The 25,090-nt window shown below is 61.5% G+C and carries 17 protein-coding genes, 4 pseudogenes and 1 riboswitch; of the genes and pseudogenes, 11 read left to right on the forward strand and 10 right to left on the reverse strand.

Annotation, left to right across the window (positions count from 1 at the left end; all coding sequences use genetic code 11):
* The 3 genes from P6U16_RS19300 to P6U16_RS19310 form a co-directional block, all read right to left on the reverse strand.
* The gene (locus tag P6U16_RS19300) at positions 1-1,161 is read right to left on the reverse strand and encodes an acyl-CoA dehydrogenase family protein (protein WP_277701830.1); all 1,161 of its coding nucleotides are present in this window, start codon (positions 1,159-1,161) and stop codon (positions 1-3) included.
* Between the two features lie 191 nt (positions 1,162-1,352).
* Positions 1,353-2,843 (reverse strand): carnitine 3-dehydrogenase, encoded by a 1,491-nt coding sequence (locus tag P6U16_RS19305; RefSeq protein ID WP_277701831.1) that lies wholly within the window; start codon positions 2,841-2,843, stop codon positions 1,353-1,355.
* Between the two features lie 185 nt (positions 2,844-3,028).
* Positions 3,029-3,931 carry a 3-keto-5-aminohexanoate cleavage protein gene (locus P6U16_RS19310; RefSeq protein ID WP_277701832.1) on the reverse strand — a complete coding sequence of 301 codons (903 nt, stop codon included), beginning with the start codon at positions 3,929-3,931 and terminating at the stop codon, positions 3,029-3,031.
* 108 nt (positions 3,932-4,039) lie between these two features.
* Here P6U16_RS19310 and P6U16_RS19315 point away from each other — a divergent pair, with 108 nt between their 5' ends.
* The gene (locus P6U16_RS19315; RefSeq protein WP_277701833.1) at positions 4,040-5,011 is read left to right on the forward strand and encodes a GlxA family transcriptional regulator; all 972 of its coding nucleotides are present in this window, start codon (positions 4,040-4,042) and stop codon (positions 5,009-5,011) included.
* A 106-nt stretch (positions 5,012-5,117) separates the two neighbouring features.
* On the opposite strand, the gene P6U16_RS19320 is transcribed toward P6U16_RS19315, so the two are convergent.
* A complete protein-coding gene (locus P6U16_RS19320) occupies positions 5,118-6,296 on the reverse strand; it encodes a LysR family transcriptional regulator (RefSeq protein WP_277701834.1) in 1,179 nt (392 codons plus the stop codon).
* A 136-nt stretch (positions 6,297-6,432) separates the two neighbouring features.
* On the opposite strand from P6U16_RS19320, the gene P6U16_RS19325 reads away from it, so the two are divergent.
* From P6U16_RS19325 to P6U16_RS19355, 7 genes and pseudogenes are all read left to right on the forward strand, one after another.
* The gene (locus P6U16_RS19325; protein WP_277701835.1) at positions 6,433-7,971 is read left to right on the forward strand and encodes an aromatic amino acid lyase; all 1,539 of its coding nucleotides are present in this window, start codon (positions 6,433-6,435) and stop codon (positions 7,969-7,971) included.
* A gap of 33 nt (positions 7,972-8,004) precedes the next feature.
* Entirely contained in the window at positions 8,005-9,387 is a 1,383-nt protein-coding gene (locus P6U16_RS19330) for an amidohydrolase family protein (protein WP_277701836.1), read from the forward strand.
* Positions 9,384-10,663: pseudogene (locus tag P6U16_RS19335) on the forward strand (Zn-dependent hydrolase). Before P6U16_RS19330 ends, P6U16_RS19335 begins: the two are co-directional and overlap by 4 nt.
* Positions 10,663-11,758, forward strand: a pseudogene (locus P6U16_RS19340) (DUF917 domain-containing protein). Before P6U16_RS19335 ends, P6U16_RS19340 begins: the two co-directional pseudogenes overlap by 1 nt.
* Positions 11,759-11,769: 11 nt before the next feature.
* Positions 11,770-12,099 (forward strand): TfoX/Sxy family protein, encoded by a 330-nt coding sequence (locus tag P6U16_RS19345; protein ID WP_277701837.1) that lies wholly within the window; start codon positions 11,770-11,772, stop codon positions 12,097-12,099.
* A 59-nt stretch (positions 12,100-12,158) separates the two neighbouring features.
* Positions 12,159-13,820: a urocanate hydratase gene (locus P6U16_RS19350; protein ID WP_277701838.1), complete on the forward strand. Its 1,662-nt coding sequence runs from the start codon at positions 12,159-12,161 to the stop codon at positions 13,818-13,820.
* Between the two features lie 96 nt (positions 13,821-13,916).
* The gene (locus P6U16_RS19355) at positions 13,917-14,909 is read left to right on the forward strand and encodes a threo-3-hydroxy-L-aspartate ammonia-lyase (protein WP_277701839.1); all 993 of its coding nucleotides are present in this window, start codon (positions 13,917-13,919) and stop codon (positions 14,907-14,909) included.
* A gap of 167 nt (positions 14,910-15,076) precedes the next feature.
* Here the strand turns inward: P6U16_RS19355 and P6U16_RS19360 are convergent, their stop codons facing one another.
* The 6 genes and pseudogenes from P6U16_RS19360 to P6U16_RS19385 form a co-directional block, all read right to left on the reverse strand.
* Positions 15,077-15,550 (reverse strand): 6,7-dimethyl-8-ribityllumazine synthase, encoded by a 474-nt coding sequence (locus tag P6U16_RS19360; RefSeq protein WP_277703911.1) that lies wholly within the window; start codon positions 15,548-15,550, stop codon positions 15,077-15,079.
* Positions 15,551-15,641: 91 nt separating this feature from the next.
* Positions 15,642-15,794: riboswitch (FMN riboswitch) on the reverse strand.
* 117 nt (positions 15,795-15,911) lie between these two features.
* A pseudogene (locus tag P6U16_RS19365) lies at positions 15,912-16,972 on the reverse strand (ABC transporter ATP-binding protein).
* Complete coding sequence (locus tag P6U16_RS19370) at positions 16,972-17,754, reverse strand: ABC transporter permease (RefSeq protein ID WP_277701840.1); 783 nt, start codon at positions 17,752-17,754, stop codon at positions 16,972-16,974. The pseudogene P6U16_RS19365 and the gene P6U16_RS19370 overlap by 1 nt, the downstream one beginning before the upstream one ends.
* Entirely contained in the window at positions 17,751-18,650 is a 900-nt protein-coding gene (locus P6U16_RS19375) for an ABC transporter permease subunit (RefSeq protein WP_277701841.1), read from the reverse strand. The genes P6U16_RS19370 and P6U16_RS19375 overlap by 4 nt, the downstream gene beginning before the upstream one ends.
* 91 nt (positions 18,651-18,741) lie before the next feature.
* A complete protein-coding gene (locus P6U16_RS19380; protein WP_277701842.1) occupies positions 18,742-19,848 on the reverse strand; it encodes an ABC transporter substrate-binding protein in 1,107 nt (368 codons plus the stop codon).
* A gap of 225 nt (positions 19,849-20,073) precedes the next feature.
* Complete coding sequence (locus P6U16_RS19385; protein WP_277703912.1) at positions 20,074-20,931, reverse strand: MurR/RpiR family transcriptional regulator; 858 nt, start codon at positions 20,929-20,931, stop codon at positions 20,074-20,076.
* Between the two features lie 189 nt (positions 20,932-21,120).
* Here P6U16_RS19385 and P6U16_RS19390 point away from each other — a divergent pair, with 189 nt between their 5' ends.
* From P6U16_RS19390 to P6U16_RS19400, 3 genes and pseudogenes are all read left to right on the forward strand, one after another.
* Complete coding sequence (locus tag P6U16_RS19390; protein ID WP_277701843.1) at positions 21,121-21,891, forward strand: N-formylglutamate amidohydrolase; 771 nt, start codon at positions 21,121-21,123, stop codon at positions 21,889-21,891.
* A gap of 104 nt (positions 21,892-21,995) precedes the next feature.
* A pseudogene (locus P6U16_RS19395) lies at positions 21,996-23,539 on the forward strand (amino acid permease).
* An 89-nt stretch (positions 23,540-23,628) separates the two neighbouring features.
* Positions 23,629-24,999, forward strand: coding sequence for a glutamine synthetase family protein (locus P6U16_RS19400; protein WP_277701844.1), 1,371 nt, complete (start codon positions 23,629-23,631; stop codon positions 24,997-24,999).
* Positions 25,000-25,090: the final 91 nt, after the last annotated feature.

Genomic DNA, 25,090 nt, shown 5'->3' on the forward strand with positions numbered 1-25,090 from the left:
CTAGGCCCCCAGCGGCCGCAAGAGATCGCGGCTGATGATGTGGCGCTGGATTTCCGACGTGCCGTCCCAGATGCGCTCGACGCGGGCGTCGCGCCAGAAGCGGGCAAGCGGCAGGTCGTCCATCAGCCCCATGCCGCCATAGATCTGGATTGCTTCGTCGGTGACGCGGGCGAGCATTTCGGATGCGTAGAGCTTGGCCGAGGCGATCTCGCGGTTGGCCGGCAGTTTCTGGTCGAGCCGCCAGGCGGCGGCCAGCGTCAGATAATCGGCGGCATCGATCTCGGTGATCATGTCGGCAAGCTTGAACGACACGCCCTGGTTGGCACCTATCGGCTTGCCGAACTGCTTGCGCTCGGCGGCATAGGGAAGCGCATAATCGAATACCCGTCGGGCGCGACCGACACAGGTGGCGGCAACGGTGATGCGAGTCGCGTAGAGCCAGTCATTGGCGATGTCGAAGCCCTTGTGCACTTCGCCGAGAATGGCCGAGGAGGGCAGGCGGCAATCGTCGAAACTGAGGATGCAGTTCTTGTAGCCACGATGGGACACACTGTCATAGCCGTTGCGGATTTCGAAGCCCGGCGTGCCGCGATCGACGAGGAAACAGGTGATCTTCTTCTTCGGGCCGCGCGGTGTCTCTTCCTCGCTGGTGGCGATGAAGACGATGACGAAATCGGCGATGTTGGCATGCGAAATGAAATGCTTGGTGCCGTTGACGATCCAGTCGTCGCCGTCTGGCTTGGCAAAACACTTCATGCCGCGCACGTCGGAGCCGGCATCCGGCTCGGTCATGGCGAGCGCATCGAACTTCTCGCCCTTGACGGCGGGGATCAGGTATTTCTCGCGCTGCTCGTCATTGCAGGCCATCAGGATGCCAGAAGGGCGACCGAAGAAGACGGTGAGGCCCATGGAGCCGCGGCCAAGCTCGCGTTCGACCAGCGTGAACGTCTGGTGATCAAGCCCGGCGCCGCCGACCTCTTCGGGCATGTTGCAGGCAAAGAAGCCGAGATCCTTGCACTTTCGCGTGATCTCCTGGCCGAGCTCCTTCGGCACGATGCCGGTGCGCTCGACCTCGTTTTCATGCGGATAGATTTCGGTCTCGACGAAGCCGCGCACGGTCTCGACGATCATCTGCTGTTCTTCGGTCAGTGCGAAATCCATCTTACATTCCTCCATATCGTTCCGTGGGTGCGCCTTTGGCGTTACCCCTCTGTCCCTTTCGGGACATCTCCCCCTCAAGGGGGAGATTGTTCTCTAGCTTCGTGCCCCAAAAGCTGGCGGCTGATCTCCCCCTTGAGGGGGAGATGTCGGCGTAGCCGACTGAGGGGGTAGGCGTCCACGAACTCTGTCGATTACCGCTTCTGCCCCACGCTCCGCCCTACACCCTCGGGCTTCAGCAATCCCGCATACGCCTCCGCAATCGCCGTCACCTTGGCAATCACCTCCGGCAGGGCTGGCACGGCCTTGCTCGCCTTACTGTCCACATGCAGCAGCATCTGCTCCGCCGTCGCCACCGGCTCGTTGCTTGCCGCATTGTAGATCGTCGAGAAAATGTGCAGGCGTTTTTCGTCGTAGGACAGAATCTGGCAGGTCGAGTACAGCGCGTTACCGAGCTTGGCTTCGCCCAAGTTCCGGATATGAGTCTCGACCGTGTAGTAGCTGTGGCCCTTCTTGACGTAGTCGAGATCGACGCCGATCAGGCGCAGGAGGCCATCCGAGGTGTCGCCGAAGACCTGCAGGTAGCGGTGCTCCGTCATATGGCCGTTGTAGTCGACCCAGGCGGCGTTGACCTTGGTGTCGAGGATGCGGATCGGCTCGGCATTGCCCAGATCGGTCTGCGGCTTTTCAGCGTTTGCCCACAGGCTCTGCTCGAAATCGGCTAGCAGCTTGCCGGCACCCCAGCCCTTGCCGCCATCGCCGCTCTTCAGCGCGTGCATGATGCCGACGAGGTTTTCGTCGCGGATGCGCTCCAGATCGCGGATACCGCGCGCGCCGGACTGGGCGTCGGACTGGGCGGCGATCTTGTCGACAAGTTCGTCATCGAGATCAACCACGTCCATCAGCTTGGTCCAGGGCCAGGAGAGGCAGGGGCCGAACTGGGCGAGGAAGTGGCGCATGCCGGCTTCGCCGCCGGCGATGCGGTAGGTCTCGAACATGCCCATCTGCGCCCAGCGCATGCCGAAGGAATAACGGATCACGTCATCGAGCGTCTCGGTGTCGCAGATATCGTCCTTGATCAGCCACAGGCCTTCGCGCCAGACGGCTTCAAGGAGGCGGTCGCCGACGAAGGCCTCGATCTCCTTGTTGATGATCACGCCCTTCATGCCGATCGGCGCGAGCTTGGCCTTGGCCTCTTCCAGCGTGGATTTCGCCGTCTTTTCGCCGCCGACGAGTTCGGCGAGCGGAAGGAGGTAGACCGGATTGTAGGGATGGGCGACGAACATGCGCTCGGGATGCTTCATGTCGCGCTGCAGGTCCGTCGGCATGATGCCTGATGTGGACGAGCCGATCAGAGCCTTCGGGTCGGCTGCCGCATCGATCTGGGTGATGACGTTGCGCTTCAGGTCGACCCGCTCGGGCACGCTTTCCTGAATCCAGTCAGCGCCTTGCACGGCCTCTTCAACGCTCTTGACGAAGGTGAGCTTGCCCTTCGGCGGCAGCGGCGCCATGGTCAGCATGGCATAGGCGCGCTCGGCATTCGCCAGCACCTCGCCGACGATGCGGGTCGCTTCGGGGTGCGGATCGAACATATTGACGTCGATGCCGGCCAGCAGGAAACGCGCCGCCCAGGCCCCGCCGATGACGCCGCCGCCGATGCAGGCCGCCTTGGTGATTTTGGTCATGATCGTTCACCCTTAAGTTTTGTAAGACCCCGCCCCAAACCCCTCCCCACAAGGGGAGGGGCTTAACCTGCCGCTCCGATGTCAATCCATCTCGACATCTCAGCTTGCAGTGCGCTCGACGGGGAGCGCGGGCAGTGCTAAGCGTTAAGCCCTCCCCCTTGTGGGGAGGGTGGGGAGGGGTTTTCTCAGCGCTTCACCAGCTTCAGCTTCTCACGCACCGCAGCCGGTCCGATGATCCTGGCACCCATGCCCTCAATGACGCCGACTGCTTTTTCGACAAGCTGTGCATTGGTGGCGAGCTGGCCTTTGCCGACATAGAGATTGTCCTCCAGCCCGACGCGGACATTGCCGCCGGCAAGCACGGCCGCTGCCGGATAGGCGAGCGCGTTGCGGCCGATGGAGAAGGCGGAGAAGGTCCAGTTGGCCGGCACGTTGTTGACCATCGCCATGAAGGTATTGAGGTCATCAGGTGCGCCCCACGGAATGCCCATGCAGAGCTGGATGAGAACCGGATCCTCGATCAGGCCTTCCTCGACCAGTTGCTTGGCGAACCAGAGATGGCCGGTGTCGAAGGCTTCGATTTCCGGGCGAACGCCGAGTTCGGTCATCATCTTGGCCATGGCGCGCAGCATCGACGGGGTGTTGGTCATCACGTAGTCGCCGAGCGAAAAGTTCATCGTGCCGCAGTCGAGCGTGCAGATTTCCGGCAGGCATTCTGCCACATGCGAAACGCGCTCCGTGGCGCCGGCCATATCGGTGCCGTTGGGGTTGAGCGGCAGCGGGCTCTCGACGTTTCCGAAAATCATGTCGCCGCCCATGCCGGCCGTGAGGTTGAGCACGACATCGACATCCGCCGAGCGGATGAGGTCGGTGACTTCCTTGTAGAGATCGTTGCGGCGGCTGGGGGCGCCGGTATCGGGATCGCGCACATGGCAGTGTACGATGGCCGCACCGGCCTTGGCGGCGTCGATGGCCGAGGCGGCAATCTCTTTCGGCGACCGCGGCACGTGCGGCGATTTGCCGGCGGTGTCGCCGGAGCCGGTGACGGCACAGGTGATGAAAACGTCGCGATTCATGCTGAGCGGCATGGATGTCTCCCTTGTTCTTGGGGTACATTACGAGCCAAGATCCGATCGGCTGCTTTGCATTTTCAGTTTTATACTATACATTTTCGGCATTCAGATGGAGAGTTTGACTTGCTTGTACCGCGCGAAGACACCCAGCATCTCGACGTGCTGCTGCTGCCGGAGACAAACCTCATCCTTGTCGCCTCCGTGGTCGAGCCGCTCAGGGCCGCAAATCGGATCGCCGGGCGCACGCTCTACACCTGGACTTTCTTCAGCCCGGACGGCCAACCGATCGAGACGAAGAGCGGCATTCCAATCCCGGTTAGCGGCGCCTTCAAGCCGCAGAAGGAGACCGATCCGCTGTTCGTCCTGTCGAGTTATAACTGGCGGGTCCATACGAGCGCGCATTTGCGTATGCAGCTTTCGCAGACGGCGCGGCATCGGAGCCTGATGGCGGGGATAGAGGCGGGGGCGTGGATTTTGGCCGAGACCAGCCTGCTCGACAATGTTTCGGCGACGAACCATTGGGAAGATTTCGAAGATTTCGCCGCTGCCTATCCGCAGATCACCATGGTGCGCGAGCGTTTCGTCATCGACGGCAAGCGCATCACCACGGGTGGTTCCCTGCCGACGCTCGACCTGATGCTCGAACTGATCCGCCGCCAGCACAGCTATTCGCTGGCGCTCGAAGTCTCGCGCCTGTTCATCTACGAGCAGGAGCGCACCCGCGGCGACCTCCTGCAAGTGCCCGCCATCGGCAATATGCGCATCCTCGATGCGCGGGTGGGGGCTGCCGTCAAGCTGATGGAGGAAACCGTCGAGGCTCCGCTGACGCTGGCAAAACTGGCGCGTCGCATCGGTGTCGGCGCCCGCCACCTGCAGGATCTTTTCCGCGAAACGATGGGTGTTGCTCCGCATCAACATTATCTGGCGCTGCGGCTGAACGCGGCACGGCGCAAGGTCATCGAGACGCGCGCGGATTTTGCCGAGATCGCCGCCATCACCGGCTTCAATTCGTCCTCGGCCTTTTCCCGCAGCTACCGCGCCCATTACCGCGAGAGCCCGAGCGAGACGCGCAAGAGGCTGAAGCTGAAACTCTGATTCAAGCGCTTCAGGTGCTGATTCAACTGTCGGCGATTTTTGATCTCGGATCAACGGCTTATGGACGGTCCCGCAGGAGGAGATTCAGGTTTTCTCAGCTCTGACCTCAGTTGCCGCGCGCCCGGATCATGCCCAGCATAGCCTCGCCGACCTGGCGCGAAAGCGCGTTTTTCTGCCAGACAAGTGAGAGCGATTGCACATAGTTGGCCTCGAGCCTGACCATGGCCGGCGGGCTCTGGATGCGGGCGATCGAGCTTTCCGGCAGGACGGAGAGATAACCGTGATTCATGACCATGTTTATGATGACGGGGATCGAATCGACTTCGACCATCGTCATGCGGTTGCGCTCCGCCTCGCTCAGCGTCCGCTCCAGAAAGCGTGCCGCCTGCTGGCGAAGGCCGCTCTTCAGGCTCGGAACCGCCATGGGGTTCGACATCAACAGGCGACGAACGTTGCCGCCGCATTCGGCAAAGATCGCATGCGAACCAGCCAGCGCCAGCGCCGTTTGCGAGATCAGCCGCCCCTCGAAATCGCCGGGGAAGTCGGCAAGGTCCAGCAGCACGGCATCGAAGCGGCGGCTCTTCAATCCGGCGATCAGTTCGTCGGCCGTGGTGCTGGACACGAACAGCGGCTGGCGCGGGCGTGTGCGGTGCCACTCCGCCGTCAATGCCGCCAGCATGTGGGCGATTTCGCTTTCCGGTCCAAGCGGCATGACGGAACCCAGCCGCCACGTCGCCGCCGCGCGGCGGAAACGGTCTCCGGAGGACTGCGACAGCCGGCTCCAGATGTCGATCAGGTCTTCGGCGATCGGAATGGCTGCAAGACCTTCGGGTGTACAGGTGATGCCAGAGGCGGAACGCAGCAGCAGCGGGAAGCCGAGCGCACGTTCCAGATCGGCCAGCTGGCGGGTCAGTTGCGGCTGGCCGAGGCCAAGCTGTTTTGCCGTACTGCGAATACTGCCATTGCGGGCGCAGGCGACAAACCGCTGCAAGATCGTCAGGCCGATCGACGGGACCGTGGCTTTGGGAGCAGGCTGGCCGGCGACATTGGTCAGCGCCTTCGCGGCCAGGCTCACGGCTGCAAAGTCTTCAAATCGGCGGCGGGCTTCGAGCGTGGGAACGAGATTGCCGCCTTCGCTACGCACCAGCGGCACAGAAATCGCCGCCTCCAAACGCTTCAGGGCTGCGCTGACGCTGGTCACCGGGCGGCCGGTGCGTCGTGCCGCCTTGCGGATGCCGCGCTCCTCCAGCACGGCATGCACGATCGTCAGGGTCGCTATGTCCATTGGTATCTGCAGCTCATGAATAATCCAGATGGTCAGGCAAACGATGTTCGGATTATGGCATCTTGTGTTCTGTCTTTGGGATATATCACAATCGACCGGAAAGCGAATAGCATGCCGGCAACGGGGTAACGACGGCATGCTGACTTCTGCAAAAACCACTGTCCTGACGGGGCGGCCGCTCGATTTTGCGACGCTGCAAAAGATTGGCGTCGGAACCTTCGTGCCAGTGGTTGCAGACAATGCCTTTGAAAAGGTCGAGGCCGCCCATCGGGTGATCGCCGACAGGATCGCTATGGGACTGCCGGTCTACGGCGCCAATACCGGCGTCGGCTCGATGAAAGACCGGCTCTGGACGGCGGGCGATCTCGCCGAGTTCAACAGTGCCCTGGTCAAGGCCCATCATTTCGGCACAGGCGAATTCTTCCGCCAGCCGATCGTGCGCAAGGCGATCGCGATCCGGATCAACACGGCACTTGGCGGCCATACGGGCTGCAGTGTCGACCTGGTCAAGGCCTTTCTGGCGCTGCTCGAACACGGGGTGGTGCCGGCCGTGCATCGCCATGGGTCTATCGGCTGTGCCGATATCGGCCTGATGGGGCAGGTGGCCTCCGTCCTGACCGGTGCCGGAGAGGCCTTCTTAGCAGGCGAATTGATGTCGGCGGAGGAGGCGCTGTCGCGCGCCGGTCTTCAGCCTTTCGTCATGCAGCCGCGCGATGCGCTGGCGGCGCTGAGCGTCAATGCGATTGCCTACGCCGCCGCATCCGACGTCTTGCGCGAAGCCGCATCCGCAGTCCGCGTGCTGATGGTGACCGGATTGATGTCGTCGCTGGCGCTCGGCGCGTCGGCCGATCCCTGGCGGGTGGCGGCGACCCTCGGCACGCGCGGCGATGCGCTGGTCGGCTCGTGGCTTTATGGCCAGTCCGGTGTGGTCGACTGGCCGCTGCCGACCGCAATCCACGATCCCTTGAGTTTGCGCATGACGGCGCAGGTCTTTGGCGCTTCGGTCGATACGCTGCTGGTCGCCGCCGAGCGCCTGGTCGATGCGACCTATTTGTCCGACGACAATCCGGTCGTGATGGGCGGGCAGGTCCATGCCTCCGGCGCCTCGCTGCCGCTGACGACGACGCTTTATATTGAGACGGCGCAGATCGGCTTTTCGCACGTGGCGCGCAACGTGCTCAACCGCTGCATCCTTCTGTCCAACGGTGTGCGGCGAAACCTGCCGATCAATCTCGTGGCACCCGGCGAGGTCGCCAGCGGACTTGGGCCGCTGCTGAAGCTGGTGGTCGAGCTTTACATGCGCGTGCAGTCGATGGCGGTGCCGCTCTCGGCGCAGTCGATCGTCGTTGCCGGCGGGCTGGAGGAGGAGGCGACTTTCCTGCCGCTGATCGTTGAGCGCATGGAAACGCAGGTCCGCGATCTGCGCCAGATGGCGGCAATCGAGGCGCTGCTCTCGGCGCAGGCGATCGATCTTCTCGGCGATGTGCCCGACGGGGTGACGCGGATTGCCTATGACGGCGTGCGGGCACTCAGTCCGATTTATCTGAAGGACCGGCCGCTTTCCAGCGAGATCGAGGCTTTGCATCGGGCGTTTGCCTCGAATGAACTGCTGAAAGCTTTTGTCGCGGCGGCACCGATGCCAGAATTCGATGATTTTTTTGCCCTGTCCATCTGATCGTTCACTGGTCCGGAAATTGAAGGAACTGCCATGTCCGATTTCGATCTGGTCCTCAAAGGCACCGTCGTTCTTCCCGACAGTATCGTCGAGGCCGGCCATGTGGCGGTGCGCGACGGCAAAGTGGTTCATGTCGGGCAGGGCGCCATGCCGGCCGCGCGGGAACGCCATGATCTCGGCAAGGCGCTGATCCTGCCGGGTGCGATCGATGCGCAGGTGCATTCGCTTTCCCAGAAGGATCAGGAGGATTTCATCTGGTCGACGGGCTCGGCTGCGGCCGGCGGCGTCACCACGATTGTCGACATGCCCTATGACGAGGGCGATCTCGTCTGCTCGGCGGACGCCGTGAAACGCAAGATCGATCATGCCGGAAAACAGGCCCGTGTCGATTTTGCGCTCTATGGCACGATTGATCCTGAAGAAGGGCCGGCGCGTATTCCCGAGATGGTCGAGGCAGGTGTCGCCGCCTTCAAGTTCTCGACCTTCGGCACCGACCCGAAGCGCTTTCCGCGGATTCCGGCCGCGCTCCTCGAAGCCTGCTTTGCCGCCATCGCGCCGACCGGTTTGACTGCGGGTGTGCACAACGAGGACGACGAGGCGGTGCGCGCGGCGATCGAGAAGGTGAGGGCTGCCGGCATTACCGATTACCGGGCGCACGGCCTGTCGCGGCCGGCGTTGACCGAACTTCTGGCGACCAACCAGATCTATGAAACGGGTGCCGCCACCGGCTGCCCGGCGCATGTGGTGCATTGCTCGCTCGGCCGCGGCTACGAGATCGCCAGCGCCTATCGGGCGCAGGGTTTTCGCGCGACGATCGAATGCTGCATCCACTATCTTGTTCTCGACGAGGAAAACGATGTCGCGCGCCTTGGCGGCAAGGCCAAGATCAATCCGCCGATCCGCTCACGTGCCGAGGTCGAAAAGCTCTGGCGCCATGTCGCCGACGGCAATGTGACGCTGGTCTCGACCGACCACGTCTCCTGGTCGGAAAACCGCAAGACCAATCCGGACATGCTCGCCAATGCCTCCGGCGTGCCCGGACTCGAAGTCATGGTGCCGCTGTTCGTCAAGGGCGCGCTGGAGCGCGGCATCCCGCTCACCCGCGCGGCCGAACTGATGAGCCTCAACCCGGCACGGCATTTCCGGTTGGAGCATGCGAAAGGCGCACTGGAGGCAGGCAAGGACGCGGACATCACCGTTTTAACTCCGGAACCCTACACCTATGACGCCGCAGCAAGTGGTCACAACGTCGTCGGCTGGTCGCCCTATAACGGCATTCTTCTGCCTTGGCGGGTGTCGGCCACCTATCTGCGCGGGCGGCTGGCCTTTGACGGCACGTCGGTCCTGTCTGAGCCAGGAACAGGGTCCTTCGTCCGGCCCTTGCCAACCCTGCCTGTGATGAGAGGCGTGGCATGAAAGCGCGGGAAAGCAATCTGCCTGTTGATGCGAAGCGGATCGCCGACACGATAAAGGGGCTGGCGCGGATCACTGAGCCGGACCGGCCCTACACCCGCCGCGCCTTTACGCCGCTGTTTCTAGACGGCCGCGCCTTTCTCGAACAGCAGTTCAAGGCAGCCGGGCTCGAAACCCGCATCGATGCGGCCGGCAATCTGATCGGCCGGCGCAAAGGCCGCAGATCCGGGCTCGGCACGATCATGCTCGGCTCGCATTCCGACACCGTGCCGGAAGGCGGGCGTTTCGATGGCATCGCCGGGGTTGCAAGCGCGCTCGAGGTCGCCCGTTCGCTCTCCGATGCTGGTGTTCACCTCGACCACGATCTGGAAATCGTCGATTTTCTGGCCGAGGAGGTGTCGATCTTCGGCGTCTCCTGCATCGGCAGCCGCGGCATGGTCGGCCTGTTGCCGGATGGCTGGCTGAGCCGGGCGCAAGGCGACCTCACGCTGCGCCAGGGCATTGTCGAGGTTGGCGGCGATTCCTCGCGACTGGCGAGCCAGAAGCGCTCGGACATCCGCGCCTTTCTCGAACTGCATATCGAGCAGGGGTCGGTACTTGAGAAAGAGAAATGCGATATCGGCGTCGTCACCGCCATTGCCGGGATCACGCGCATCGAGATCCTCGTCGAAGGCCAGGCCGATCATGCCGGAACGACGCCGATGGGCGGTCGCCGGGATGCGCTGGTGGCGGCCTCGCGGCTGGTGGTCGCCATCGAGAAACTAGCCATCGAGCTTTCAAAGGGTGAGGGGCATTTCACCGCGACGGTGGGCGAGTTTTCGATCGAGCCGAACGCTGCCAATGTCGTCCCTCGCGGGCGCGGCTTTTGATCGATGCCCGTGCGGAACTGCGGCCCGACATGGATCGCTTCATCGCGGAAATCTCCGAACTGGTCGAGTGGATGGCGCAGGCAACCGGGATCGTCATCGCGGAACCGAAGATCATCTCGGACAATCAGCCGACGCCGGGCGATCCGCTGATCCTGCGGCTCTTCGATGCTGCCTGCAAGGCGACCGGCGCCAGCCATCGCTGCATGGCATCGGGCGCCGGCCACGACACGGCCTGGATGGCACGGATTTCTCGGGCCGCGATGATCTTCGTTGCCTGCCGCGAAGGCCGGTCGCATACGCCGGACGAGTGGGCCGAGAACGATGACATCGCGCTCGGCGCGGCCGTGCTGCTTCATACAGTGGTTGAACTGGACGCCGAACTTCAGAAGCCGATTCAGGAGACGATGTAATGGGCCGGATTTTAAAGGAGAAAGACGTCGAGGCTGCGGTCAAGGGTGGGTCCGTTTACGCCGCCGGCGGCGGTGGCTGGGCCGATCATGGCCGCATGCTGGGCTATGCCGCCGTCTCGATCGGCAAGCCGGAACTGGTCTCGATCGACGAGCTCTCGGATGACGACTGGGTGGCGACGGCGGCCGCCATCGGCGCCCCGGCGTCCACGACCCCTGGGAAATGCGCGGCGTCGATTACGTCAAGGCGGTGGAGTTGCTGCAGGAAGCGCTGGGCGAGAAACTAACGGCGCTGATGGTCGGCCAGAACGGCAAGTCCTCGACGCTGAACGGCTGGCTGCCCTCCGCCATTCTCGGCACAAAGGTTCTGGACGCCGTCGGCGACATGCGGGCGCACCCGACCGGCGACATGGGGTCGATCGGCATGGCCGGATCGCCCGAGCAGATGATCCAGACGGCCGTTGGCGGCAATCGCGACGAGAACCGCTACATCGAACTGGTCGTGCGCGGCGCGACCGCAAAAGTGTCGCCGATCCTGCGCACGGCCTCCGATATGTCCGGCGGTTTTATCGCCTCCTGCCGCAATCCCTTGCGTGCCTCTTACGTGCGAAACAATGCGGCGCTCGGTGGCATATCGCTGGCCCTGACTCTGGGGGAGGCGATCATCGCGGCGGAAGGCAAGGGCGGCAGCGCCATCATCGACACGATTGCGAAAACCACCGGGGGCACGATCCTGGCCGAAGGCATCATCACCGACAAATCCGTCGTCTATACCAGAGAAGCCTTCGATATCGGCACGGTGACTCTCGGGAAGGGCGATGACGCCACGGTACTCCACATCATGAACGAATACATGGCGGTCGAGGATGCCGGCGGCACGCGGCTTGCGACCTTCCCTGATGTCATCACCACGCTGTCATCGGAGGGGAGCCTTTGAGCGTCGGGCAATTGCAGGTCGGCATGATGATTTTCGTTCTGCATGTGCCGAAGACGGTGATTCCGCTAGCCTCCAGCGTGCTTGATCCGAGCGTCTATCCGTCGGTGGAAAAGGCGATGGGGATTGAGTTGGCGCGGTATGCGCTGTCTGGCCGGACATAGGGGAGTGCGCCATGTCGCGTGATTCTGGTCTTGAGGAATTGATCGGACAAGAACTTGCTGGGCGAGACGGGGTTTCCCAGAAGCCAATGTTTGGAGGCTTTGCCTTTCTCCTTAATGGTAATCTTCTGTGCGCCGCGCGCAACGACGGCATGCTGGTGCGGCTTGGCAAGGGCAATGACGGCTGGGCACTAGCACTTGAGGGCATCGAACTCATGGTGATGGGCGAACGTCGCATGAATGGCTGGGTGCGTGCAGGCGTGGCTGCTTACGGAGATGACGCATTGCGTCGAAGACTGATCAGAGCGGCGATCAAATTCGTCGAGAGCCTGCCTGCGAAGTGAAATCGGCACGCCCTTAGCCGCGAGATGAATGTCGATGACAGTATTTGAAGGAACCGAGCATGCCCAAACCGAACCCCCGTCATCCGAACTTTCCCATCCCCGGTGGCCCCGAACTGCGCGCCAAAGGCTGGCGGCAGGAGGCGTTGTTGCGGCTCCTGGAAAACGTGCTGTCGGTCGGCGAGGACCCGGAGAACCTGATCGTCTATGCCGCACTCGGCAAGGCCGCGCGCAACTGGGCGTCGCACAGGGCGATTGTCAAGACGCTGATGGAGATGGACGAGGACCAGACGCTGGTGATCCAGTCGGGCAAGCCGGTCGCGCTGCTCAAGACCCATGCCAAGGCGCCGCTGGTGATCATGGCCAACTGCAACATTGTCGGCCAATGGGCGAAGGCCGAGGTGTTTTATGAACTGGAGAGGCAGGGACTGATCTGCTGGGGCGGGCTGACGGCGGGTGCCTGGCAATATATCGGCAGCCAAGGTGTCATCCAGGGCACCTATGAAATCTTCATGCGCATCGCCGAAAACCGTTTCGGCGGCGATCTCGCCGGTCGCTTCGTCCTGACGGCCGGTCTCGGCGGCATGGGCGGCGCGCAGCCGCTGGCCGGGCGCATGGCGGGCGCGGCGATCCTCTGCATCGATATCGATGCGGAGCGGGCGGAAAAGCGCAAGGCCATCGGCTATCTCGAACATGTCGCACCCGATCTCGATACGGCGCTGGCCATGATCGATCAGGCCGTGGAGGAAAAACGCGCTACATCGATCGGCCTCGTCGGCAATGCTGCCGCGCTGTATCCGGAAATTGCCCGGCGCGGCATCGTGCCCGATATCGTCACCGACCAGACCTCGGCGCATGATCTGGTCTACGGCTACGTGCCGAAGGGCATGAGCATCGAGGAGGTCAAGCGGCTGCGGGTCGATGGGCAGGGGCAATTGATGGCGGCCAGTCGCGCCTCTATCGTCGATCACGTCAAGGCCATGCTGGAATTCCAGGCCAAGGGTGCGGAAGTCTTCGACAACGGCAATCTCATCCGCACCCAGGCGCGGGACGGCGGCGTTGCCAATGCCTTCGATATCCCGATTTTCACCGAGGCTTATCTCCGGCCGCTGTTTGCCCGTGCCATCGGTCCGTTCCGCTGGATGGCGCTGTCGGGCGAGGAAAGCGATATTGCCCGCATCGACGATCTGCTTCTGAACATGTTTTCCGACAATAAGATCGTCACCAACTGGATAAGGCTGGCGCGGGCGCATGTGCCGTTCGAGGGGCTGCCGGCGCGTATCGCTTGGCTTGGCCATGGCGAGCGCACGCAGCTGGCCGTCGCCGTCAATTCACTGGTAGCAACGGGCGAACTGAAAGGTCCGATCGCCTTTTCCCGCGATCATCTCGATGCCGGCGCCATGGCGCATCCGAACATCATGACCGAGCGCATGAAGGACGGCTCCGATGCGATCGCCGACTGGCCGCTGCTCGACGCCATGCTGCTCTGCTCCTCCATGGCCGACCTCGTCGTCGTCCATTCCGGCGGCGGCGGTTATGCCGGCTACATGACCAGCTGCGGCGTGACTGTGATCGCTGATGGCACGGAAGAGGGTGCAGAGCGGCTGAGCCACGCGCTGACCAACGACACGTCGCTCGGCGTCATCCGCTACGCCGATGCGGGCTATGAGGAGTCGGTCGATGAGATCGAGAGGAAGGGGATTGGGTATGTGGCGCTTGATTGAAGCGTAACGGTGACAATTGTTCTCTTGCGCCAGATCTCTCAAGCGCGTGAATTGCGATCAGGCGATTCAAGTCGCGACACGATGTCGGAGGCCAGATTGACAGTAGTTTCCACCTTATCACCCGCCCTGCGTTTACCGACATTTGATGACGTCAGGACAGCGCAGAACCGAATTTCCGGAGTGGCGCATGTCACGCCGGTTTTGACGTCGAAGACCGCCGATGCGATGGCGGGCGCCAGGCTCTTTTTCAAGGCGGAAAATCTGCAGCGGAGCGGAGCTTTCAAGTTTCGCGGCGCCTACAATTCCGTCTCGGCGCTGGAGCCCGACATTCGTCGCACTGGTGTTGTGGCCTTTTCTTCCGGCAACCACGGGCAGGCGCTCGCCTATGCGGCTCAGCTCTTCGGCGTTTCCGCAGTCATCGTCATGCCGCAGGATACGCCCGCGATGAAAGTGGCAGCGACCAGAGGTTATGGCGCTGAGATCGTTTTTTACGATCGCTATACCGAGGACCGCGAGGCGATCACCCGGCGGATTGCTGCAGAACGGCATGCCACGATTATTCCACCCTATGATCATGCGGACGTCATTGCCGGGCAGGGCACGGCGGCGCTGGAACTGATCGAAGAGGTCGGCGAGATCGATTATCTCGTCGCTCCGCTCGGCGGTGGCGGCTTGCTGGCCGGTTGCGCGCTCAGCGCCAAGGCTCTGTCGCCGGGCTGCAAGATTATTGGTGTCGAGCCGGAGGCAGGCGACGACGGCCGGCAATCATTGCGCAAGGGTGAGATCGTGCGCATTCCCGTGCCGAAGTCCATTGCTGACGGTGCGCTGACCACCTATCTCGGACAACATAATTTTCCGATCCTGAAACGCGATGTCCACGACATCGTCACGGTGAGCGATACGCAACTGATCGACACCATGCGCTTCTTTGCCGAGCGTATGAAGATCATCGTCGAACCGACGGGTTGCCTTGCCGCCGCGGCCGTTCTGCACGGCGCTGTTGCGTGCGCCGGCAAAAGGGTGGGTATCATTCTCAGCGGCGGAAACGTCGATCTGAAGACTTTCAACGCTCTTTTCAACGGGTGTTAAACTGGCGGATGCCGTGTGGAATGCACGGCGGAACCTACAGTCAAAGATAGGCATCGGCATGCAGGCGCTGGCCAGCCCCAAACATTTTGCCGATGCCCGGGGTGCCCTGAGTTGTCAGGGCGCTGCGCAGCACATACCCGGTCCGCTTGTATTCGTCCGTGCCCGGATTATGCCGCCACGAGCGCCAGTTGCGCGCGTGCTTGCAGGATCTGCGAGCAGGCGTTCGCCGCCTCGATGCCCTTCAGCACGAAGTGCTCGCGGAAGAAGCGGATGTGCACCTCGGTTTCCTGGAAGTGATGCGGGGTGAGTACGGTCGAAAGCACAGGCACACCGGTGTCGAGTTGCACGCGCATCATCGCATCAAGCACGGTGCCGGCGACGAAGTCGTGGCGATAGATGCCGCCATCAACGATGAAGGCGGAACCGATAATGGCGGAGAAGCGGCCGGTCTTTGCAAGCGTCTGCGCATGAAGCGGGATTTCGAGCGCGCCGGGCACATCGAAGATCTCGATGTCGGAGGTGTTTCCGCCGAGCTTTTTCCAGTGGGCGACGAAGGCGTTGACGCATTGATCGACGATATCGGCGTGCCAGCGCGCGCGGATGATGGCGATTTTCTGGGTCGGGTGGGAGGCAATTGTCATGTCGGTCTGGCCTTTCAAGGTTGCCATTTTTCAATGATCCCCTTGGGCGAACACGCAGGCACACTCTCCCCGGCAAGGGGACAGGTTATCTGCTTGCTCTCTTTCATCCGGACTTTAACCGTCGGCTCCGGATTTCGACCGGATCTGCTGACCTCTTCACGGTGAGATGAAGAGCGCTCGCGGGCTTCGGGGATTTCTCCCCGCTACCGCCGGTGGGGAGTTTCACCCCGCCCTGAGAACGTGCAGCATGAACTATAGAGATGCAGCGCTCAGCGTCAAAGGTCGCGGACGACATGCCAAACGAAAAACGCGACAGTTCCATCCTGTCGCGTTCTTCCTATAGGGCATATTTTTCCAACTGTCAGTCGCGGACGATCAACAGGTCGCTCGCCGTGAAGCGCAGGGTGACCGTTTCACCGACTGACGGTGGCGTGAGGCCCGGGCTGTTGAACATGTCGAATGAAATGACGGCGGGGCCGACCTTCATGCGCGTGCGGATGACGGAGCCGAGGAAGTTGCTGGTGATGACCTCTCCGACAAGGGCAGTGTCGCCTTTCGCACCTTCCGCGATCGAGCCGGCTTCGGGGCGAAGCGCCAGCGAAATCGTGTCGCCGACCTTTGACGCCCCGAGGGGTTCCTTGAGCGTGATGCCCTGGTCGCCGATGGAAATGCGGTTGGAGGCCGGATCGACGACCTTGGCTTCGATGAGGTTCAACGTGCCGACAAAGGAGGCAACAAAGCGCGTCGAGGGCCGGTTGTAGATGTCGAAAGGAGTGCCAATCTGGTCGGCGCGGCCGCCATTCATGACAACGATGCGATCCGAGATCGACAGCGCCTCTTCCTGGTCATGGGTGACGAAGACGGTGGTGATGCCGAGTTGCTGCTGGATCATGCGGATTTCTTCACGCAGCGAGACGCGGATCTTGGCGTCGAGCGCGGAGAGCGGCTCGTCCAAAAGCAATACCTGCGGTTTGGGTGCCAACGCTCGGGCCAGTGCCACGCGCTGCTGCTGGCCGCCGGAAAGCTGGAACGGGTAACGGCTACCGAGATCCGGCAGGCCGATCAGTTTCAGCATTTCAGCGACGCGGTTGTCGGCAACCGAGCCGGTGATGCCCTTGACCTTCAGGCCGAAGCCGACATTCTGGGCGACGGTCAGATTGGGGAACAGCGCATAGGCCTGGAAGACCATGCCGATGTTGCGCTGGTTCGGACGCTTGGAGACGACGTCCTTGCCGTCGATCAGGATCGCGCCCGAGGATGAGGTCTCAAACCCCGCGACCATGCGCAGCACCGTCGTCTTGCCGCATCCCGAGGGCCGAGCAGCGAGATGAACTCGCCTTTCTCGATCGCGAGATTGAAGTCTTTCACAACCCGGTTCTGTCCGAAGACCTTTTCCAGATTCTTGATGTCGAGAAAAGCCATTAGCGTTGTGCTCTCGTATGTTTGGAGAAACGGGTAACCAGCTGGATCAGGCCCATGCAGGCCCATGTGATACCGAAGGCGATGACGGCGAGCGCCGCAGGCTCATAAGCCCGGTTGGCGCCGAGAAGCTGCATGTAGGGTCCGAAGGCCGGACGGTTGAGCAGGGCGGCCATCGTGAATTCTCCGATGACGATCGCAAAGGTCAGGAAGGCGCCCGAAAGCACGGCGACCAGAACATTGGGCAGGATGATGCGCGACAGGATGGTGATCCAGCCGGCGCCGAGACTTTGCGCCGCCTCGGTCAGCGTCGTCACATCGATGGTGCGCAATCCCGTATCGACCGCACGGTACATGTAGGGCAAAGCCAGCGTCGCATAACCGAACATCAACAGGATATTGGTGCCCGTGGTCGTGCCTGTCAGCGGCAGCCAGCTCGACGTGTTGTAGAGGCGGATGTAGCCGAAGACGATGACGATTGCCGGGATGACCAGCGGCAGCAGTGTGACGAACTCGATATAGGGTCGGAGGCCCGGCATCTTGAGACGGACCCAATAGGCGGTGGGGACAATCAAGAGGATTCCGAAAAGGATGGTGAACAGCGCCATCATCACCGAGAAACCGAAGGTCTCCTGGAACTTCGGATCCGCCAACACCCGCGCATAGGCGTCGAAGGAATATTCGCCGCGCCGCATTTTCAGCGAGAAGTTGGTCATGCCGATGAGCGGCAGGAAGAAATAGAGCAAGCCGAAAATCAGCGCGCCCCAGGCCCAGATGCGCTTCATTTCAGCCACCTTTCACTGCGTGCACGCAGCCAGATATAAATTGCATTGGCGATGCCGGTGATGACGATCATGCCGAAGGCAAGCGCATAGCCGAGATGAGGGTCGCCCAGAACGTCGCCGCGGATCTGCGCAAACAGCAGGATGGGCACGATATTCAGTGAAGATCCGGTCAGCGCGATCGCGGTGGCGACGGCGCCGAAGGCATTGGCAAACAGCAGCGCAAGCGTGCCGAGCAGCGAGGGAAACAGGATCGGAAAGGCGACCATCCGCCAATATTGCGGACCGGTTGCGCCGAGGATTTCGGCCGCCTCGCGCCATTCGCGCTTCAAGCCGTCGAGCGCTGGCGTGATGATCAGCACCATCAGCGGAATCTGGAAGAACAGGTAGGTTAGCGTCAGGCCCCAGAAGGACAGGAGATTGAAACCCAACAGACGCAGATCAAGGCCGAGTTGCGTTTTCAGGAAGACCGTGAGGAGCCCGACCGGGCCGAGCGTCGCGAGGAAGGCGAAGGCCAGCGGCACGCCGGCGAAATTGGAGGCAACGCCCGAAAAGGTCAGGAGCGGTCCACGGATCCATTGCGGCAAGCCGCCAAGCACGACCGCGGACGAAACACCAAAGCCGATGATGCAGCCCAGAATGGCCGATGCCAGGCTGATCTTGATGGAGATCCAGTAGGCCGCCATGATCGAGGGCGTGAAGAGGCCGCGAATGTTGTCGAGCGTCAGCGTTCCATCGGGAGTCTGGAAGGCGCCCAGCACGATCTTCATCGTCGGCATGATCAGGAAAAGCGTGACGAAAACGGCAAAGGGCAGGACGCCCAGCCACTGCACGGGAAATCTTCGCCGCGAGGGCACCGGCACGGTCGCCGCCGGGATACTGGTTTTGTCGGATTGCATCCTGTGGTTTCTCCGGCCGGGATACGGCGTGGCCTGTTCAAGCGAAACCCGTCCCGGCCGTAAGGGCCGGGACGGGTGCATTCAAGGACGATTACTGAACGTTTGCGCCCACGACCTTGTCCCAGCCGCCGGTGACGGCAGCCTTGTTGGCATCGACTTCTTCGAGAGTCGGGAAGTATGCCTTTTCATAGGAGGCTGCCGGCGGCAGCTTGTCGAGCAGGTCCTGCGGGATCTTGCCAGCCTTCGACATGGCGTTGAAGCGGGCCGGGTGGCAATAGCCCTTCAGCCAGCCAAGCTGACCTTCGTCGGAATAGAGATATTCCATCCACAGCTTGGCAGCGTTCGGGTGCGGCGCATAGGCGGAGATCGCCTGAACGTAGACGCCGGCGAGAACGCCCTTTTCCGGAACGATGACTTCAACCGGCGGGTTGCCGGCCAGCGTGTCCTTGGCGGCAAGCGCGTTATAGTCCCACATGACCACGATCGGGGTCGCGCCCTGTGCCAGCGTACCGGACTTGCCGATGACCGGAACGAAGTTGCCGGCCTTATTGAGTTCGCCGAAATACTTCAGGCCGGCTTCGCCAGCATCCTTGCCGGAAGCAGCACCCGAAGCGAGACCAGCGGCGAGAACACCCAGGATGGCCTGGTTCGAAGCGCGCGGATCACCGGCGAGAGCAACCTGTCCGGCATATTCCGGCTTCAGAAGATCAGCCCAATCCTTCGGGGTGTTGGCAACCAGGTCCTTGTTCACGAGCAGCGACATGACGCCGTAATAGTCGCCATACCAGTGGCCGTCGGCATCCTTGATCGTGTCGGGAATTTCATCCCAGGTGGAAACCTTGTAGGGCTGGGTCAGGCCTTCGGCCTTAGAGGAGGGGCCGAACGACAGGCCGACGTCGATCACGTCGGGAGCCTGCGGGCCCTTGTTGTCCTTGTTGGCCTTGATGGCTTCGATTTCGTCGGCCGAGCCAGCATCGGGGTTCAGTTCGTTGACGGTGATTTCCGGATACTTGGCCTTGAAGCCGGCGATGACGCCGCCATAACCGCACCAGTCATGCGGAAGCGCGATCGTCGTAAGCGTGCCTTCGGCCTTTGCTGCGGCGATCAGTTCGGCGCTTGGCTCGGCGGAAGCCATGGCCGTCGAAGCGACGATCATGGCGGTGGAAAGCGAAAGCAGGCGGCGCATATGTGTAAGCACTGGTCTTCTCCTTTGGTTATTTCAGTCAGTTTCGATGAAGCTGATACTGGGGTCCGATGAAGCTTATGTGACAGGCTTTGGTCTTGCCGCGACGAGATCGTCGCTCCTGGAACATATTCATTTCATTCTGTAAATTGCGGTCCACAAGGCTGCGAACCTCCTCGTTTTTCCCTTTTTGGGGCCGACAGGCGTTTCGCTTGTCCTCCCGGTCTTGCCGTACTCCTCCTAAAGCGGCTTTCGAAAAAGTCGGGTTGAATCGAACAGGGCTTCCAGCGTCTTCATCCTGTCGCGGGTTTCGTCCCAGATCGAGCTTTGAACCGCTTCGATCAGGGCTTCCACTGCAAACAGGATAACGACCGAGCTGTCCCAGGCCGATGGTGCTTCGATCTGGATCCGGAAGATGCGGCGCGCGGATTTGGCGACCGGCGAACTCCATTGATCCGTGAAAAGGATGATTTCGACGCCACGATCCCGGGCGATCTTCGCGAGGGTTTCCATTTCCTGTTCGTAGCGGCGGATGTCGAAGATGATCAGCACGTCACCCGGCTTCATATCCAGCACGTAGTGCGGCCAGGAACTGGAATTGGCGGCAATCTGCGTGACGCCGGAACGGATGACCTGAAGATGGGTGAAGAAGTAGTCGGCCAAGGCCCCGGTAATGCGCCCGCCAACCAGATAGATGCTGCGCTTGCGATCGGCGATCAGCGCAGCGGCCCCGTCGAATTCCTGGGTTTCGATCTGCGCCAGCGTTGCCCGCATATTGTTCATGATGGCATCGGCGAAGCGGTTGAGAATATGCGTTCCCGGAGCATTCGCTGCCCAGCGGTCGTGTTTGCTGATCGGATTGGAAATCGTCGCTTCCAATTCCTGGTGCAGGCGAGACTGGAAATCCGGGAAACCGCGAAACCCCAGTTTCTGGACCATGCGCGCAACCGTCGGCGTCGAGACACGGGCATTCTCGGCAACAGTCGTGATGCTGCCGAGCCCGGACACCGGATAGTTGTCGAGAAGCGTCTCAGCCAGCTGTTTCTCCGCGCGGGTCAGCGAGGTGAAACGTGCACTGATTACATCCGACACCGTCATGGAGGTGGCGACGTTGGTCAAATTTATTCCCCTGAAGCCGATCTACGCCAGCTTTGTGACAGATTAAACATCGCTGTCACAATTCGAGTCAATCAGTTTTTTGAAGAGATCGTTTCAGATTTCGATTGACAGTGCGCGATTAGTGAAGAATTCTTTTCACTAATGTAACCTTAATGCAGTGGTGCGGGTGTGGCGGGGCTTTTGACAGATGCGGACGGCAGCCCGGTTGCAACAGACAATCCGGACGGCACGAGCCCTTTTCTTTTCGTATGCGAACATGCGTCACGGCGACTGCCGCAGCGCATGGGGACGCTGGGTTTGACGCAGGAGGCGCTTGAAAGCCACATTGCCTGGGATCCGGGCGCTCTGGCGGTATCCGCGTTGATGTCGAAGCAACTGGATGCAGCCCTTTTCCACCAGCGCTTTTCGCGTCTGGTCTATGACTGCAACAGGCCGCCCGAGGCGGACGCTGCGATGCCCGCGGTCAGCGAAATCTTCAACATTCCCGGCAATGCCGGATTGTCGAGTGAGGACCGCCTGGCGCGCACGCAAGCCATCTACTACCCCTTCCGGGAAGGGTTGGCCGACCTCATCGCGGCCCGCGTTCGGAAAGGGCAGCCGACTGTCCTTGTGACGATGCACAGCTTTACGCCGGTCTATCACGGCAAGCCGCGTTCGGTGGAGGTCGGCATCCTGCATGACGCGGACGCAAGGCTCGCCGATGCCATGCTGGCCGCGGCGGTGGCCGACGGAGCCGCCTTCGATACCCGTCGCAATGAGCCCTATGGGCCGGCTGACGGCGTCACGCACACGCTGATTGAGCATGGCCTGAAGAATGGCCTGCTCAACGTAATGATCGAGATCCGCAATGATCTCGTTTCGGATGAAACCGGTCAAAGGGTCATGGCCGGTTATCTGGCAGGGCTGCTGGGCGAAGGCCTCGCATCGCTGCCGCAATAAAAGACCTGGGGAGCGGCTTGTCCGCGGAGAACTGGCCCATGGTCGTCCATGGGGTTTGGGCGTCTGGCAATACCGCCGGAGGTCAGTTGTTACAGGGGAAAAACATGTCAGATTATACCGATCTGGACAAGAAGCAGGATATGCACGTCCTGCATTCCATGGGTTATGCTCAGGAACTTGAACGAAGGATGAGCTCCTTCTCGAACTTCGCGATTTCGTTTTCAATCATCTGCATCATGTCCGGGGGATCAATTCGCTCGCCCAGGCGACGTCCGGCGCCGGCGGTATCGCGATCGGGATCGGCTGGCCGCTCGGCTGCCTGATGTCGGGCTTCTTTGCGCTGGCACTTGCACAGATTTCGTCCGCCTATCCGACGGCCGGCGGCCTTTATCACTGGGGTTCCATCCTCGGCAACAGGTTTACCGGCTGGCTTTCGGCCTGGCTGAACCTGCTCGGTCTCATCACGGTTCTCGGCGCCATCAACGTTGGTACCTACTACTTCTTCTTTGGTGCATTCGGGGCCTATTTCGGCATGGAAGACACGCTTCTGGTCCGCGTCACCTTCGTTGCGGCGATCACTGCGGTCATGGCGCTGATCAATCACATGGGGATCGGCCTTACCGCAAAGCTGACGGATATGTCGGGCTACCTCATTCTGGCAGCCGCCATCGGCCTGACGATCGTTTGCCTGGCGAGCGCGCCATCCTACGAAATCAGCCGTCTTTTCACCCTGACCAACTATTCGGGTGAGGCCGGCGGCAATGTCTGGCCTGCTGTGTCGAGTGGCTGGGTGTTTGCACTTGGTCTTCTCCTGCCGATCTACACGATCACTGGTTACGACGCCTCGGCCCATACCTCGGAAGAAACGGTCAAGGCGCAGATTTCCGTGCCGCGGGGCATGGTATCATCCGTTCTCTGGGCCTCGATCTTCGGCTACATCATGCTGTGCTCCTTCGTGCTCATGATCCCGAACATGGACGACGCGGCAAAGCAGGGCTGGAACGTGTTTTTCTGGGCCATGGACACCCAGGTCAACAGCACGATCAAGATGGTGCTCTACGTTGCCATCGTCATCTCGCAGTTCCTCTGCGGCCTGGCGACGGTCACATCCGTTTCGCGCATGATCTTTGCGTTCTCGCGTGACAAGGGATTGCCGGGCTCCAGCATGCTTGCAAAAGTCAGCCCGAAGTTCCGCACCCCGGTTGCCGCGATCTGGGCCGGCTCGATCCTGTCGGTTCTGTTTGTCTGGGGAACCTCGAAAATCACCATCGGCGAGGCTTCGGCCTATGCGATCGTGGTCTCCTGCACCGTCATCTTCCTATTCCTGTCTTTCGCCCTTCCGATCGGTCTCGGTCTTCTGGCGCATGGGACACCGAAGTGGAACAAGATGGGTCCGTGGGATCTTGGCGCTGCCCGCTTCAAACTGGTTGCAGTGCTCGCCCTCATCTCGATGGTCGTGATGTTCGTTATCGGCGTACAGCCGCCGAACGACTGGGCGCTCTATATCACCGTGGGCTTCCTGATCCTGACCGGTGTTGTCTGGATAGTCTTCGAAAACAAGCGCTTCAAGGGACCGCCGATCGGTGCCGAAGTCGCTCGCCGTCAGTCGGAAATTGCCGCGGCGGAGAAGGCGGTCGGCGAGATCTGATTGCCATTGTTTAATCGCGGACCGGCGGCAACCCCGTCGGTCCGTCCGGAACATCAGACGGCGCCGGGCGCCCAACACTGGATGAAGACATGAGCGCGAGCTATTCGTTTGAGGACTTGAAGAAGGATGTCGCCGAAGGCCGCATCGATACGGTTCTGGCCTGCCAGATCGACATGCAGGGACGCCTGATGGGCAAGCGCTTCCATGCGCAGTTCTTCGTCGACAGTGCCTGGGAAGAGACCCATAGCTGCAACTATCTGCTGGCCACAGACCTCGAAATGGAAACCGTGCCGGGCTACAAATCGACGAGCTGGGAATCCGGTTATGGCGACTACACGATGAAGCCGGATCTTTCGACGCTTCGCCGCATTCCCTGGCTCGAAGGTACGGCGCTGGTGCTCTGCGACCTTCTGGACCACCACACCCACAAGGAAGTGCCGCATTCGCCGCGCGCCATCCTGAAGAAGCAGGTCGCCAGGCTGGAGGCCATGGGTCTCAAGGCCTTCATGGCGACCGAACTCGAATTCTTCCTCTTCGACCAGTCCTATGACGATGCCCGGACAAGCGGCTATCGCGACCTGCGGCTGGCGAGCGGATACAATGAAGACTACCACATCTTCCAGACCACCAAGGAAGAGGATGTCATGCGGGCGATCCGCAACGGCCTTCAGGGCGCCGGTATCCCGGTGGAAAACACCAAGGGTGAGGCCTGGGCCGGTCAGGAAGAGGTCAATGTGCGCTATGCCGACGCGCTGACCATGGCCGACCGCCACGTCATTATCAAGAACGGCTGCAAGGAAATCGCCTGGAGCAAGGGCAAGGCGATCACCTTCCTCGCCAAGTGGAACCAACAGGCTGCCGGCTCCTCGTCGCATATTCACCAGTCGCTGTGGAGCGCCGACGGCCAGACGCCGAAATTCTTCGACAAGGATGCCGAATTCGGCATGTCCGAGCTGATGCGGCACTATGTGGCCGGCCTTCTCGCCCATGCCGGCGAGATCACCTATTTCCTTGCTCCCTACATCAACTCCTACAAGCGCTTCGTCGCCGGCACCTTCGCCCCGACAAAGGCGATCTGGTCGAAGGACAACCGCACCGCCGGATACCGTCTTTGCGGTGAGGGCAGCAAGGGCATCCGCATCGAATGCCGTGTCGGCGGGTCGGATCTGAACCCCTATCTCGCCATGGCAGCGCTGATCGCTGCCGGCATTGCCGGGATCGAGGGAAAGATGGAGCTCGAAGCGCCGTTCGTCGGCGATGCCTATGCCGGCAAGAACATCCGCGAAATCCCGCGTACTTTGCGTGATGCCACCGCCGCCTTGAATGGTTCGAAAATGCTGCTCGATGCCTTCGGCGAGGATGTGATCGAGCACTACACCCGCGCTGCCGAATGGGAGCAGGAAGAATACGACCGCAGGATCACCGACTGGGAAGTCGCGCGCGGTTTCGAGCGGGCGTGACGTCATATTTCGGGTGCAGTCGCACCGTATCAGCCACGGACAGGGTTCGACCCTTCCGTGGCGAAACTATTCTCAAAGACGACAAGACAGG

Origin of the sequence: Rhizobium sp. 32-5/1, from assembly GCF_029537235.1 — a bacterium.
In the GTDB taxonomy this organism is placed as follows: Bacteria; Pseudomonadota; Alphaproteobacteria; order Rhizobiales; family Rhizobiaceae; genus Pararhizobium.

Coding starts and splice junctions, on each gene's coding strand:
- P6U16_RS19350 (WP_277701838.1), top strand. CDS start 12,159: ATGCCCAAACCGAACCCCCGTCATCCGAACTTTCCCATCCCCGGTGGC.
- P6U16_RS19330 (WP_277701836.1), top strand. CDS start 8,005: ATGTCCGATTTCGATCTGGTCCTCAAAGGCACCGTCGTTCTTCCCGAC.
- P6U16_RS19310 (WP_277701832.1), bottom strand. CDS start 3,931: ATGCCGCTCAGCATGAATCGCGACGTTTTCATCACCTGTGCCGTCACC.
- P6U16_RS19300 (WP_277701830.1), bottom strand. CDS start 1,161: ATGGATTTCGCACTGACCGAAGAACAGCAGATGATCGTCGAGACCGTG.
- P6U16_RS19345 (WP_277701837.1), top strand. CDS start 11,770: ATGTCGCGTGATTCTGGTCTTGAGGAATTGATCGGACAAGAACTTGCT.
- P6U16_RS19360 (WP_277703911.1), bottom strand. CDS start 15,550: ATGACAATTGCCTCCCACCCGACCCAGAAAATCGCCATCATCCGCGCG.
- P6U16_RS19320 (WP_277701834.1), bottom strand. CDS start 6,296: ATGGACATAGCGACCCTGACGATCGTGCATGCCGTGCTGGAGGAGCGC.
- P6U16_RS19385 (WP_277703912.1), bottom strand. CDS start 20,931: ATGACGGTGTCGGATGTAATCAGTGCACGTTTCACCTCGCTGACCCGC.
- P6U16_RS19305 (WP_277701831.1), bottom strand. CDS start 2,843: ATGACCAAAATCACCAAGGCGGCCTGCATCGGCGGCGGCGTCATCGGC.
- P6U16_RS19370 (WP_277701840.1), bottom strand. CDS start 17,754: ATGAAGCGCATCTGGGCCTGGGGCGCGCTGATTTTCGGCTTGCTCTAT.
- P6U16_RS19400 (WP_277701844.1), top strand. CDS start 23,629: ATGAGCGCGAGCTATTCGTTTGAGGACTTGAAGAAGGATGTCGCCGAA.
- P6U16_RS19325 (WP_277701835.1), top strand. CDS start 6,433: ATGCTGACTTCTGCAAAAACCACTGTCCTGACGGGGCGGCCGCTCGAT.
- P6U16_RS19375 (WP_277701841.1), bottom strand. CDS start 18,650: ATGCAATCCGACAAAACCAGTATCCCGGCGGCGACCGTGCCGGTGCCC.